Raw genomic sequence first — 13184 nt, 5'->3', positions numbered from 1 at the left:
GAATCTTCATCCGGCGACTGGGGGGTTGTCCGTGGCACGTATTCGGGTTCTCGTGGTTGACGACCATCGTATTTTCGCCGAGTCACTGGCCGCCGCCCTCGCGGCGGAACAGGACGTGGACGTGGCGGCGGCCGGCAGCGGCCCGGCGGCGCTGCGCTGTCTGGAGCGCGCCGCGGCGGAGGGGCGCCGCTTCGACATCCTGCTGGTCGACGCCGATCTGGGCACCGCCGCCGAGGGTGCGGGCCCACCGCTCCCGGTGCCGGCCGAGGTGGCCTACGGCGCGGCGAACGGCACGCCGCACAACGGCGTCCACGCCGGGCCGCACGGCGCTCCGCACGGCGGCCCCGCCCGGGTGGTGAACGGCCGGGCGGCCGACGGCATATGGCTCGTCGGCGCGGTCCGCTCCACCCAGCCGGGGGTGCGCACCGTGGTGCTGGCCGAGCGCGACGATCCGCGCCGCGCGGCGGTGGCACTGCAGGCCGGGGCGTCCGGCTGGGTCGCCAAGGACTGCTCGCTGGTCCGGCTGCTCGCGGTCATCCGGGGAGTGCTCCGGGAGGAGACCCATCTGCCGCCCGCGCTGCTCACCGGCGTCCTGCGGGAGTTGACGGCCGCCCGTAAGCACCGCACCGAAAGCGAGCGGCTGGTCGAGTCGCTGACGCCGCGTGAGCGGGAGGTGCTGCGCTGCATGGTGGCCGGGCTCGGCCGCAAGGCGGTGGCCGAGCGGCTCTTCCTCTCCCCGCACACCGTCCGCACCCATATGCAGAATGTGCTGGGCAAGCTCGGCGTGCACTCCACGCTGGCCGCCGTGGCACTGGCCCGGCGCGCCGGGGTGGGCCCGGTCGACCTAGCCGGGGAGATTGTCGAACGGGGCGGTCAACTGGCGTAGCAGCGCGGCCAGCTCGGCGCGCTGGGCCTGGGAGAGCTCGGCCAGAATGGCGTGCTCATGGTCCAGCAGCCCGGCCAGTGCCTGATCGGCGCGGTCACGCCCCTCGGCGGTCAGCCGGACCAGCACACCGCGCCGGTCACTCGGGTCGGGCCCCCGCTCGACCAGCCCCTTCTTGGCGAGCCGGTCGATGCGGTTGGTCATGGTGCCCGAGGTGACCAGAGTCTGGGTCAGCAGCTGCCCGGGGGAGAGCTGATACGGGGGCCCGGCCCGGCGCAGCGAGGTCAGGACATCGAACTCCCAGGGCTCCAGATTGTGCTCGGCGAAGGCGATCCGCCGCGCCCGGTCCAGATGGCGGGCGAGCCGGCTGACCCGGCTGAGCACTTCCAGCGGTTCCACATCGAGGTCGGGGCGTTCCCGCCGCCACGCCGCGACCAGCCGATCGACCTCGTCCTCCATGGCGATCAGTGTAGTGGGTCTGTCGACATGAAGTCTCTTGACATCAAGAGACATCGTGGGCAACGGTAAGACACCGGGACGCGCGGCGGTCACGGCGGCGCGCCCCGTACCGACCGTACCCACAGGGGGACCGACCATGACCACCGCGCCCAACTGGGATCCCCGGCAGTACCTGCGCCACGCCGGCCACCGCACCCGCCCCTTCCAGGACCTGCTGGCCCGCGTCCCCGAACTGCCCACCGGCCCCGGCTCCGGCCCCGGCTCCGGCCCCGGCCGCCCGCCCCGCATCGCCGACCTCGGCTGCGGCCCCGGCAACGTCACCGTCCTGCTCTTCGACCGCTGGCCCGACGCCCACGTCACCGGCCTGGACAACTCCGCCGAGATGCTCGCCGAGGCCCAGCCCCTCGCGGGCCCCACCACCGGCGGCGGCCGCCTCGACCTGCGCCAGACCGATGTACGGGACTGGGCGCCGGACGAGCCCTACGACCTGATCGTCTCCAACGCCGCCCTCCAGTGGATCCCCGGCCACCCCGACTCCTTCGGCACCTGGCTGGCCGGACTGCGCCCCGGCGGCACCTTCGCCTTCCAGGTCCCCGGCAACTTCACCGCCCCCAGCCACACCCTGCTGCGCGACCTGTGCGACGCCCCCGAATGGCGCGACCGCCTCGCCGACCGCCTCCGCGACCCCGCCTCCGTCCTGGAGCCGACCGAGTACCTGGAGCGCCTGGCCGCCCTCGGCTGCGAGGTCGACGCCTGGGAGACCACCTATGTGCAGGTCCTGACCGGCCCCGACCCCGTCCTCGACTGGGTCAAGGGCACCGCCCTGCGCCCGGTCCTGACCGCCCTCGCCGACGACCCGCCCGCCCGCGACCGCTTCCTCGCCGCCTACGCCGCCCAACTCCGCGACGCCTACCCCTCCGGCCCTCACGGCACGGCCTTCCCGTTCCGCCGCATCTTCGTCGTGGCCCGGACGGCCCAGCGGTGATCGCGGCCCTGGACCACGTCCAACTCGCCGCCCCGCCCGGCAGCGAGCCCGCGCTGCGCACCTACTACGGCAAGACGCTCGGCATGACCGAGATCCCCAAACCGCCCGCCCTGGCGGCAGCCGGCGGTCTGTGGTTCGCCTGCGGCCCGGTCCAGCTGCACCTGGGCATCGAGCCGCACTTCCGCCCCTCCCACAAGGCCCACCCCGGCCTGCGGGTCATCGACATAGAAGCCTTCGCCGCCCGCCTGGCCGGGCAGGGCGCCGAGGTCGTCTGGGACGAGAGGCTGCCGGGGCACCGCCGCTTCTACTCCGAGGACCCGGTCGGCAACCGGCTGGAGTTCCTGGAGCCGATCGGGTGATACCACTCGATCGGATGATCGGTCGGAAGTTCGCCGTGAGGGAGCTTCCCGGATCCATAGCGTCACGGTGTCGCTTGTGCCGCAGTGGCGTCGGCGCCCAGACTGATGGAGGAGGTGCTTCACGATGACCGCTCTCGCGCATGAGCCGTGCTCTGCCGTGGACGACGGGTTGCCCCCGGTCGCCGGGCATGAGACCGCGTCCCTGGACGAGGTGCTGTGGCAGGCGTGGAAGGCCATGGAACTCCCCGAGGGCTACCGGGCCGAGATCGTCGAGGAGTACATCGAGGTGTCGCCCACCGGCCGTCGCCGTCATGGCGTGATCATCAACCGCCTCCGCCGGGCCTTGGAGGCCCATCTCGAAGGTGGCGATGATGTCGCGTACCAGGACGTCGACATCATCCACCGCCGCAAGGTCTGGATCCCCGACGTCTTCATCGCTCCCGAGGATCTCGACGAGATCCCCGACGAGGAAGACCTCGGCGTGGACGCGAGCGGGGTCAAGGGCGTCTTCGAGGTGGTCTCACCGGGCCGGGAGGCCAAGTCGCGCGACCGCGACCGCAAGCGCCGGGCCTACGCCCGCGCGGGCATCCCGCTCTACGTCCTGATCGACGACTTCGACGGTGACGGGACGGTCGTCGTGCTGACCGCCCCCAACCCCGACAAGGCTGTCTACGCCGACGAGCACCGCGTCCCCTACGGCACCGACGCCGTCATCCCCGACGGCCCCGCCAAGGGCTTCGTCATCGGGGACGCGATCGTCAGGCAGTGACGATCAGCTCGTGACCGTCAGGCGCGCCCCGGTGCGGGCCGACTCCTGGACGCGGTCGAGCAGTCGGTGGCGGGCGGCCGCGTGGGCGAAGTCCGGGGTGTGGTGGGTGCCCGTGGTGAGGTCCTCCAGGAACTGGGCGTAGGCGTACGCCACGTTGTACGCGGTCTCGGTCGAGCGTCCGGCGAACCGGGGGAGCAGTTCGTAGGAGGCGGGGACGGGCAGCTCGGTCAGTTCGGCGTCGGATCCGCGCGCGCCGTGGAGGGTGATCCGGCCCATCCACAGGGCGGCGGAGTCGGCCTTGACCACCAGATCGCCCTCGGTGCCGTTGATCTCCCAGTGAAAGTCGGTGGCGCGGGAGGTGCCGCCCCGGAAGTGGACGGCGGCGACCGCGCCCGACTCCAGCGTCCCGGTGACCGCGATCTGGTCCTCGGCCGTCATGGTCGCGGTCCGCCCGGTCGGCTCGTGCGTCACCTGGGGCCGGCGGGTCGCCGTCGTGGCGGAGACGTCGGTGAACTCACCGAGCACCATGGCCAGCGCGTCGACGGTGTGGCCGAACGGGATGGACAGCAGCGTCGCGCCATTGGCCCGGTCCAGCAGATAGTCACCGCCGTCGCGGAACGTCGGGCCCCAGCCCCGGCCCGAGCCCACCAGCGTGGTGGACAGCACCCGGCCCACATAGCCGTCGGCCACCAGATCGCGCAGATAGCGCACCGGCGGGGCGGAGCGGGCCTGAAGGCCCACCGCCGTCCGCACCCCCTTGGCCTCGGCGAGCGCCGCCAGCTCCTCGGCCTGGGCCAGGTCGGTGCCCAGCGGCCACTCGCTCAGCACCGGCTTCCCCGCCTCCAGGGCCGGAACGATCAGCTCACGGTGGTGGGGCACCTTGACCGTCACCACCACCAGGTCGACCTCCTCGCTGCGGGCGAGATCCGCGGCGCTGCCGAAGGTCAGCGGCACGCCGAACGTCGCGCCCGCCGCGCGGGCGGACTCCTCGCTGCTCGCGCTGAGCGCCCGCAGCTCATAGCCGTCCAGGGCGGCCAGCGCGGGAACATGGGCGCGGGCGGCCCACCCGCCGTTCGCACTCAGGCCGACGATGCCGACGCGGACGGGGGTACGGGGACCGGAAACCGATGAGGGCATGGCGGAGCTCCTTCAGAGGAACGCGCGGAACGCGCGGGCAGGAACCCAACTTAGCCGAGTGTTCGCCGTACGTCGAACACTCGAGGGTGTTGCCGCGCACCTTGCCGCGGCGCTCCCCAGAAGCGATCCGACATGAGACCGTGGACGCGCCGAACAACACAACCGTGGCCACGTTCTCGGGGGAGAGCCATGAGCAGCGCGTCGGGCGGGGCGGATCTGGGCAGGGGCGAGGGCACCGAGGAGCAGCGGCAGCGCGGCATCTGGATACTGGTGGCCGCCGCCCTCGCGTTCGCCGTGCTCGTGCTGCCGCAGGTGGTCGAGGGGGACGACAGGACCTCCTTCGCGGGCAGTGCGCTGCCGGACGGCGCAGCACCGCGCCTGCCGACGAGCCCCGGTGGGCTCCCCAGCAACGGCCCCACGGCCCTCCCCAGCGCCTCGCTGCCCGGGTACGGCTCCGGAGGCGGCGGGGGAGGGGGACGGCCTGCCGAGACCCGGGCGCCCGCCTCGCCCACCGTGGCGCCGGATCCCACCGACGAGGCGTACCGGGCGGTGAGCCCCGGGGACTGCCTCGCCGTGTACGACACCGGGGACGGGCAGTACAACAGCAGGATGCCCGTCCAGGTGGCCTGCGGTGCCGGAAACGCGTTCATGTGGGTGAGCGCGGTGCGGAGCAGCGGCGGGGCCTGCCCGCAGGGGCCGGGCCAGAACTCCATGTCCTACACCTCGCGCGGGCGGACCACCGCCCTGTGCCTGACCCGCAAGTTCGCGGTGGGGTACTGCCTGCTGGCCGAGCAGACGGGCAGCGGGCAGCAGGCGCGGATGAACGCCGGGCTGATGACCGTGGTGGACTGCGACGCCAAGCGGGTCCCGGCCCGGTACAACCGGATTCTGCACATCACCGGCGTCTACAAGGCCCCGGCCGGCGCCTCCTCGGCCAACTGCGCCCGGGTCCAGGGCGACCGTACGTACTACTGGTCCTGGCTGGTGAACGACGGCCGGACACTGCTGTGCACCATGGTCTACCAGGGCTGACCGGTCAACGGGTCGCCAGGTTCACCACGCCCCCGCACAGCGCCAGCACCAGAATGACGCCCGCCCCCGGAGCGGCCAGATACGGCAGGAGCGCCAGCGTGCCCAGCAGGCAGTACGCGGCGGCCACCCAGGACAGCACCTCCTGGGCCTCGTGCGGCCCGTAGCGGTTGAGCCGCACGACGAGCGCCATGATCACAGCCGCCCACAGGGCCGCCCGCGGCTCACCGAAGGAGACCTTGTCGTACAGCTCCACGGCGGGCTGGTACCAGTCCGTGTCGGCCAGCGAGCCCGCGAACTCGATCATGCCCTTGAGATAGCCGTGCGAGGTCATCGACGTCGCGTCCTTCAGATCCGCGCGCACCCACTCCGTGATGACCAGCATCGTCAGGCCCAGCGCATGACAGACGCCAGGCCCCACGGCCACCGCCCTCCGACGCGCCTCGGACCGCTCCCCCGTGCCCATGCCATCCCCCTCCCCCCGAGCCCCCCATCATCCCCGCAGGGAGGACGCGCGGACCAGTACCGGGAGGTCACGCCTTGCGATGGCCTATCAGCCGCGGCTTCGGCTCCAGACCGTCCAGACCGTGCCAGGCCAGGTTCACCAGATGCGCCGCCACCTCGGCCTTCTTCGGCTTGCGGACGTCCAGCCACCACTGGCCCGTCAGCGCCACCATGCCCACCAGCGCTTGCGCGTACAGCGGGGCCAGCTTGGCGTCGAAGCCGCGGGCCTTGAACTCCAGGCCCAGGATGTCCTCCACCTGGGTGGCGATATCGCTGATCAGCGAGGCGAAGGTGCCCGTCGACTGGGCGACGGGGGAGTCACGGACCAGGATCCGGAAGCCGTCCGTGTACTCCTCGATGTAGTCCAGAAGGGCGAAGGTGGCCTGCTCGCACAGCTCCCGGGGATGGCCCGCGGTCAGCGATGTGGTCACCATGTCCAGCATCCGCCGCATCTCACGGTCCACCACGACCGCGTACAGCCCCTCCTTGCCGCCGAAGTGCTCGTACACCACCGGCTTGGAGACCCCCGCCTTCGCCGCGATCTCCTCCACCGACGTGCCCTCGAAGCCACGCTCGGCGAAGAGCGTGCGACCGATGTCCAGCAGCTGCTCCCGGCGCTCCTTGCCGGTCATCCGGACCCGGCGGGGCCGCCGGGTCCCGGATGCGGAGGGCCGGCCCGGCCGGCCCCGCCGGTCCTTTTCACCGCTGGTATTACTGTCGGTCGCCACGCCCTCCATCATGCCGCTCCGACGGACTCCTCCTGACGGCGGGAGTCGATACGGGCCTGGCTCGGCCAGCGGACGTCATAGGCCCAGCCCGCCTTCTCGAACCAGCGGATGATCCGGGCGCTGGAGTCCAGCTGGCCCTTCATCACCCCGTGCCGGGCGCAGGTCGGGTCCGCGTGGTGCAGGTTGTGCCAGGACTCGCCGCACGAGAGCACCGCCAGCCACCACACATTGCCCGAGCGGTCCCGCGACTTGAACGGGCGCTTGCCCACCGCATGGCAGATCGAGTTGATCGACCAGGTCACATGGTGCAGCAAGGCCACCCGAACGAGGGACCCCCAGAAGAAGGCGGTCAGCGCGCCCTGCCAGGACCAGGTCGCCAGCCCGCCGATCAGCGGCGGCAGCATCAGGGAGACCAGCGTCCACACCACGAACTGCCGGGAGACCGCCCGGACGGCGCCGTCCTTGATCAGATCCGGTGCGTACTTGTGCTGGGACGTCTGCTCCTCATCGAACATCCATCCGATATGTGCCCACCACAACCCCTTCATCAGGGCCGGAACGGTCTCGCCGTACCGCCACGGGGAATGCGGGTCGCCATCCGCGTCGGAGAACTTGTGGTGCTTACGGTGATCGGCCACCCAGCGGACCAGCGGCCCCTCCACGGCCAGCGACCCCGCGATCGCCAGCGCGATCCGCAGCGGCCGCTTCGCCTTGAACGAGCCATGAGTGAAGTAACGGTGGAAGCCGATCGTGATGCCGTGGCAGCCGATGTAGTACATCGACACCAACAGCGCCAGATCCAGCCAGCTGACCCCCCAGCCCCAGGCCAGGGGGACCGCCGCGACCAGCGCGACGAAGGGGACGGTGATGAACAGGAGAAGGGTGATCTGTTCGATGGAACGCTTGCTGTCCCCGCCGAGCGTGGCGGAGGGAAGCGGGGCCTCCTGGGCCTTCGGCGTGTCGTTGACCACGTCGGGGCTTGCAGTCATGGGATCCCTCGTGGGGCTCGGGGCATGGCTACGGATGCGTAACCTACGGCGTCGTAAGTATGGCAGGGCCGGGAAGCGGGGCAATAGGGCTCTGGTTTCACCCAGGGTCGCGCCGCCTATCCTGGGAACGTCGGACAGCGCGGTCCGCACATGGCCGAAAGCACCGGGTCAGCAGCCCGCGGCGCCCGCCGCACAAGCCCTGATGCCGCGCTTCGAACCCCGTTCACTGCAAGGAGCCCGCACCTGTGAGCAGTGCCGACCACACCAACGCCGCTCTGCGTGCCGACATCCGCCGTCTGGGGGACCTGCTCGGCGAGACCCTCGTCCGCCAGGAGGGACCCGACCTCCTCGAACTCGTCGAGCGCGTCCGCGCCCTCACCCGCAGTGACGGCGAAGCCGCCGCCGACCTGCTCGGCTCCACCGACCTGGAGACCGCCGCCAAGCTGGTGCGCGCCTTCTCCACCTACTTCCACCTGGCCAACGTCACCGAACAGGTACACCGCGGCCGCGAGCTGCGCACCCGCCGCGCCGCCGAGGGCGGCATCCTCGCCCGCACCGTCGACCAGCTCAAGGACGCCGACCCCGAGCACCTCCGGCAGACCGTCGCCCATCTGGGCGTACGCCCCGTCTTCACCGCCCACCCCACCGAGGCCGCCCGCCGCACCGTCCTCACCAAGCTCCGCCGCATCGCCGAACTGCTCGACACCCTCGCCGTCGGCGGCGACGCCCGCCGCGCCGACCTGCGGCTCGCCGAGAACATCGACCTGCTCTGGCAGACCGACGAACTGCGCGTCGCCCGCCCCGAACCCGCCGACGAGGCCCGCAACGCCATCTACTACCTCGACGAACTGCACGCCGGCGCCGTCGGCGACGTCCTCGAGGACCTCACCGCCGAACTGATGCGCGTCGGCGTCGAGCTGCCCGCCACCACCCGCCCCCTCACCTTCGGCACCTGGATCGGCGGCGACCGCGACGGCAACCCCAACGTCACCCCCGAGGTGACCCGCGACGTCCTGATCCTCCAGCACGAACACGGCATCAACGACGCCCTGGAGATCATCGACGACCTGCGCGCCGCCCTCTCCAGCTCCATCCGCAACACCGGCGCCTCCGAGGAACTCCTCGCCTCCCTCCAGCGCGACCTCGAACTGCTGCCCGAGATCAGCCCGCGCTACAAGCGGCTCAACGCCGAAGAGCCCTACCGGCTCAAGGCCACCTGCATGCGGCAGAAGATCGTCAACACCCGCGAACGGCTCGCCGGCGACACCCCCCACCAGCCCGGCCGCGACTACCTCGGCTCCGGCGAACTCCTCACCGACCTCCACCTCATCCAGGACTCCCTGCGCGCCCACCGCGGCCACCTCATCGCCGGCGGCCGGCTCGAACGCGCCATCCGCACCCTCGCCGCCTTCGGCCTCCAGCTCGCCACCATGGACGTCCGCGAACACGCCGACGCCCACCACCACGCCCTCGGCCAGCTCTTCGACCGGCTCGGCGAGGAATCCTGGCGCTACGCCGACATGCCCCGCGACTACCGCCGCAAGCTCCTCGCCAAGGAACTGCGCTCCCGGCGCCCCCTCGCCCCCAGCCCGGCCCCCCTCGACGCCGCCGGCGCCAAGACCCTCGGCGTCTTCCGCACCATCCGCGACTCCTTCGAGCGCTTCGGCCCCGACATCGTCGAGTCCTACATCATCTCCATGTGCCAGGGCTCCGACGACGTCTTCGCCGCCGCCGTCCTCGCCCGCGAGGCCGGACTCATCGACCTCCACGCCGGCTGGGCCAAGATCGGCATCGTCCCGCTGCTGGAGACCACCGAAGAACTCAAGATCGCCGACAAGCTCCTCGACGAAATGCTCGCCGACCCCTCCTACCGACGCCTCGTCGCCCTCCGCGGCGACGTCCAGGAGGTCATGCTCGGCTACTCCGACTCGTCCAAGTTCGGCGGCATCACCACCTCCCAGTGGGAAATCCACCGCGCCCAGCGGCTGCTGCGCGACGTCGCCCACCGGCACGGCGTACGGCTGCGGCTCTTCCACGGCCGCGGCGGCACCGTCGGCCGCGGCGGCGGCCCCACCCACGACGCGATCCTCGCCCAGCCCTGGGGCACCCTCGAAGGCGAGATCAAGGTCACCGAACAGGGCGAGGTCATCTCCGACAAGTACCTCGTGCCCTCGCTCGCCCGCGAGAACCTGGAGCTGACGGTGGCCGCCACGTTGCAGGCATCCGCCCTGCACACCGCGCCCCGCCAGTCCGACGAGGCACTCGCCCGGTGGGACGCGACCATGGAAACCGTCTCCGACGCCGCCCACGGCGCCTACCGCGCCCTCGTCGACGACCCCGACCTGCCCGCGTACTTCTTCGCCTCCACCCCCGTCGACCAGCTCGCCGACCTCCACCTCGGCTCCCGGCCCTCCCGCCGCCCCGACTCCGGCGCCGGCCTCGACGGACTCCGCGCCATCCCCTGGGTCTTCGGCTGGACCCAGTCCCGGCAGATCGTCCCCGGCTGGTTCGGCGTCGGCTCCGGCCTCAAGGCCGCCCGCGAAGCAGGACTCGACGGCGTCCTCGACGAAATGCACCAGCACTGGCACTTCTTCCGCAACTTCCTGTCCAACGTCGAAATGACGTTGGCCAAGACCGATCTGCGGATCGCCCGCCACTACGTCGACACGCTGGTCCCCGAAGACCTCAAGCACGTCTTCGACGTCATCCAGGAAGAGCACGAACTGACGGTACGAGAGGTACTGCGCATCACCGGGGAGCGCGAACTCCTCGACTCCAACCCGGTGCTGAAGCAGACCTTCCACGTCCGGGACGCCTACCTCGACCCGATCTCGTACCTGCAGGTGACCCTGCTCCACCGCCAGCGCACCGCCCGCGAACGAGGCGAAGAGCCCGACCCGCTGCTCGGCCGCGCCCTCCTCCTCACGGTCAACGGCGTCGCGGCGGGCCTCCGCAACACGGGCTGAACAGGGCGTATGCCGTGACGCCGGGCGGGCCCGCTCCCCACGGGGGAGCGGGCCCGCCCGGCATGCGTTGGTGGGTTGATGCTTCCGGGGGCTCCGCCCCCGACCCCCCGACACGCAGCAGGCCCCGCCGCTGCCTGCCACCTCTTCCCCGCCGCGACGGCGAGAACTCCCACGGTGGGGTCCGGCGGTGCCGAACCGGCCGTGCCACGGGACGAGTCACACGACGGTGTGCGCGTTCGCGCGTTCGCGGGGGCGCCCGGTGATTGCTCCGGCGTCACCGCTCCGGCGGTCGGCCGGGTCCGCTTTTCTTCCCGCCGGGACGGCGAGGACTCCCATGGTGGCGGTCGGCGGTGCCGAACTAGGCGTGCCACGGGACCGGTTACACCACGGCGTGGTGGCGCCTGACGAGAGGCGAGCCCAGACGCGGGGGCGCCGCGAAAAACGCTACAGCGTAAGCGTCGCGAAGGACGCCCCCAGCAGCGCCGCGCCCAGCAGGCCCATCGTCCAGCCCGTGCGGCGCAGGCCGAGACCGCCCGCGACGATCAGGGACGTGAGGAGGAGCGCGCCACCGAAGGGGACCCAGGCGTGGAGGATGCCCGCGGCACCCGTGCGGACGGCGCGGTCCGTGCCCGGCTTGAGGGCCACCGGGAACCGGTCGCCCGTCCCGTCCGTGACCGCCTTGTCGACCTGCACCCGGCCATGGGACTCGCCACCCGCGCGGGCCGGGGCGAACGAGCCGGTGCACCACTCTTCACCGCAGTCGGAGACCGTCACGGTGCCGCGTTCAAGCCCCTTGGTGAGCATCGCCGGCTTGGCGTCATCCCAGGACGACCACACCCCGGCGGCCAGGATCAGCAACGCGACAAGCCCCATCGCCACGTTCTTCGCCAGCAACAGGAGCCCGTACGCGCTCTCGCCCGCCCGCCGCGTACGGCTGCGCTTGGTCACACCGGTGGAAGCCATGGCGGCGATCCTTGCCATCCCCGGGCGCCCGGTCAACCTTCCGCCGAACAAACGGGCGAACGGCGTTTTTCAGGAGTTGTACGTACCCTGAGCGCGCTCCAGACCGTCCGCGATCAGCGTCTCCACCGCATCCGCCGCACGGTCCACGAAATAGTCCAACTCCTTGCGCTCCGCAGCGGAAAAGTCCTTCAGCACAAACGCCGCGACATCCATCCGACCCGGCGGACGGCCGATCCCGAAGCGCACCCGGCAGTAATCCGCCCCCAACGACTTGGTGATCGACTTCAACCCATTGTGGCCATTGTCACCCCCGCCGACCTTCAACCGCAGCGCGCCGTAATCGATGTCCAATTCATCATGGACCGCCACGACATGACCCACCGGCACCTTGTAGAAGTCGCGCAGCGCGGTCACCGGACCGCCCGACAGATTCATGAAGGACATCGGCTTGGCGACCACGACCCGGCGGCTCAACGGCCCCGGCGGACCCACCCGGCCCTCGACGACCTGCGCCCGCGACTTATGCGCCTTGAAACGGGCACCCATCCGCTCCGCCAGCAGATCGGCCACCATGAAGCCGACATTGTGGCGATTGCCCGCGTACTCGCCCCCGGGATTGCCGAGGCCCACCACAAGCCAAGGGCTCGCGTCGTCCGTCATCTGGATGTCTCTCCTTGAGGACGGCCGCCGCCCCACCACACAGGCGGGACGGCGGCCGGAAAAGCGAACGGGAGCAGCCGAAGACTACGCCTCGGCGCCCTCGGCCTCGCCCTCGGCGCCCTCCTCGGCCGGAGCCTCGGCCTGGGCGGCGACCACCTGCAGCACGGCCGCGTCGTCCTCGACCGCCAGCGTGGTGCCCGCCGGAAGGGCGATGTCCTTGGCGTGGATCGTGGCACCCGCGTCCAGACCCGCGATGGAGACGGTGACCGACTCCGGGATGTGGGTCGCCTCGGTCTCGACCGGCAGCGCGTTCAGCAGGTGCTCGAGCAGGTTGCCACCCGGGGCCAGGTCGCCCTCGGTGAGGATCGGCACCTCCACGGTGACCTTCTCGCCCTTCTGCACCAGCAGCAGGTCGACATGCTCCAGAACGCCGATCTTGATCGGGTGACGCTGTACGGCCTTCGGGATGACCAGCTCGTCCTTGCCGCCCTCGACCTTCAGACGCAGCAGAACGTTCGGGGTCTTCAGCGCCATCAGCAGGTCATGCGCCGGAAGCGTGACATGCAGCGGGTCGACGCCGTGGCCGTAGACCACGCCGGGAACACGGTCGGCCGCACGGGTACGCCGGGCCGCACCCTTGCCGAACTCGGTACGGGGCTGAGCGGAGATCTTGACCTCGGCCATGGGGCACTCCTCGTAGATCGTTTACGGTGTGTGGGCGTCACCCGGCCCACGACAGACCTTGCTACGAAG

14 protein-coding genes are annotated in these 13184 nt (G+C 71.3%); 6 read left to right on the top strand and 8 right to left on the bottom strand.

What is annotated here, in order from left to right; all coding sequences use genetic code 11:
• Positions 1 to 31: 31 nt before the first annotated feature.
• The gene (locus J8403_RS17465) at positions 32 to 886 is read left to right on the top strand and encodes a response regulator transcription factor (protein WP_211124006.1); all 855 of its coding nucleotides are present in this window, start codon (positions 32 to 34) and stop codon (positions 884 to 886) included.
• On the opposite strand, the gene J8403_RS17460 is transcribed toward J8403_RS17465, so the two are convergent.
• Positions 845 to 1342 (bottom strand): MarR family winged helix-turn-helix transcriptional regulator, encoded by a 498-nt coding sequence (locus J8403_RS17460; RefSeq protein WP_014054422.1) that lies wholly within the window; start codon positions 1340 to 1342, stop codon positions 845 to 847. The two genes, J8403_RS17465 and J8403_RS17460, sit on opposite strands and share 42 nt — an antisense overlap.
• Positions 1343 to 1478: 136 nt before the next feature.
• On the opposite strand from J8403_RS17460, the gene J8403_RS17455 reads away from it, so the two are divergent.
• The 3 genes from J8403_RS17455 to J8403_RS17445 all read left to right on the top strand — a co-directional run bounded on the left by J8403_RS17455 (position 1479) and on the right by J8403_RS17445 (position 3455).
• Positions 1479 to 2327 carry a trans-aconitate 2-methyltransferase gene (locus J8403_RS17455; RefSeq protein ID WP_211124005.1) on the top strand — a complete coding sequence of 283 codons (849 nt, stop codon included), beginning with the start codon at positions 1479 to 1481 and terminating at the stop codon, positions 2325 to 2327.
• Positions 2324 to 2686, top strand: a complete 363-nt coding sequence (locus J8403_RS17450; protein ID WP_211124004.1) for a VOC family protein — start codon at positions 2324 to 2326, stop codon at positions 2684 to 2686. The genes J8403_RS17455 and J8403_RS17450 overlap by 4 nt, the downstream gene beginning before the upstream one ends.
• A 124-nt stretch (positions 2687 to 2810) precedes the next feature.
• On the top strand, positions 2811 to 3455 hold the full coding sequence (locus J8403_RS17445) for a Uma2 family endonuclease (RefSeq protein ID WP_211124003.1): 645 nt from the start codon (positions 2811 to 2813) through the stop codon (positions 3453 to 3455).
• A 3-nt stretch (positions 3456 to 3458) separates the two neighbouring features.
• Here the strand turns inward: J8403_RS17445 and J8403_RS17440 are convergent, their stop codons facing one another.
• Positions 3459 to 4592 carry a Gfo/Idh/MocA family protein gene (locus J8403_RS17440; protein ID WP_211124002.1) on the bottom strand — a complete coding sequence of 378 codons (1134 nt, stop codon included), beginning with the start codon at positions 4590 to 4592 and terminating at the stop codon, positions 3459 to 3461.
• 189 nt (positions 4593 to 4781) lie between these two features.
• On the opposite strand from J8403_RS17440, the gene J8403_RS17435 reads away from it, so the two are divergent.
• Entirely contained in the window at positions 4782 to 5624 is an 843-nt protein-coding gene (locus tag J8403_RS17435; protein WP_211124001.1) for a hypothetical protein, read from the top strand.
• 4 nt (positions 5625 to 5628) lie between these two features.
• On the opposite strand, the gene J8403_RS17430 is transcribed toward J8403_RS17435, so the two are convergent.
• From J8403_RS17430 to J8403_RS17420, 3 genes are all read right to left on the bottom strand, one after another.
• Positions 5629 to 6087, bottom strand: coding sequence for a hypothetical protein (locus tag J8403_RS17430; RefSeq protein ID WP_211124000.1), 459 nt, complete (start codon positions 6085 to 6087; stop codon positions 5629 to 5631).
• 67 nt (positions 6088 to 6154) lie between these two features.
• Complete coding sequence (locus J8403_RS17425; protein WP_211123999.1) at positions 6155 to 6865, bottom strand: TetR/AcrR family transcriptional regulator; 711 nt, start codon at positions 6863 to 6865, stop codon at positions 6155 to 6157.
• Positions 6862 to 7842, bottom strand: coding sequence for an acyl-CoA desaturase (locus tag J8403_RS17420; protein WP_211123998.1), 981 nt, complete (start codon positions 7840 to 7842; stop codon positions 6862 to 6864). The genes J8403_RS17425 and J8403_RS17420 overlap by 4 nt, the downstream gene beginning before the upstream one ends.
• A gap of 245 nt (positions 7843 to 8087) precedes the next feature.
• On the opposite strand from J8403_RS17420, the gene ppc reads away from it, so the two are divergent.
• Complete coding sequence (ppc, locus tag J8403_RS17415) at positions 8088 to 10808, top strand: phosphoenolpyruvate carboxylase (RefSeq protein WP_211123997.1); 2721 nt, start codon at positions 8088 to 8090, stop codon at positions 10806 to 10808.
• A 444-nt stretch (positions 10809 to 11252) separates the two neighbouring features.
• Here ppc and J8403_RS17410 read toward each other — a convergent pair whose 3' ends face one another.
• The 3 genes from J8403_RS17410 to J8403_RS17400 all read right to left on the bottom strand — a co-directional run bounded on the left by J8403_RS17410 (position 11253) and on the right by J8403_RS17400 (position 13115).
• Entirely contained in the window at positions 11253 to 11771 is a 519-nt protein-coding gene (locus J8403_RS17410; protein WP_211123996.1) for a hypothetical protein, read from the bottom strand.
• Positions 11772 to 11840: 69 nt separating this feature from the next.
• Positions 11841 to 12431: an aminoacyl-tRNA hydrolase gene (gene pth / locus J8403_RS17405; protein WP_059144719.1), complete on the bottom strand. Its 591-nt coding sequence runs from the start codon at positions 12429 to 12431 to the stop codon at positions 11841 to 11843.
• Between the two features lie 84 nt (positions 12432 to 12515).
• Positions 12516 to 13115 carry a 50S ribosomal protein L25/general stress protein Ctc gene (locus tag J8403_RS17400; protein ID WP_211123995.1) on the bottom strand — a complete coding sequence of 200 codons (600 nt, stop codon included), beginning with the start codon at positions 13113 to 13115 and terminating at the stop codon, positions 12516 to 12518.
• Positions 13116 to 13184 lie beyond the last annotated feature (69 nt).

This window comes from Streptomyces yatensis, assembly GCF_018069625.1.
GTDB lineage: Bacteria > Actinomycetota > Actinomycetes > Streptomycetales > Streptomycetaceae > Streptomyces > Streptomyces yatensis.
This window is presented reverse-complemented; position numbering and strand designations above follow the sequence as displayed.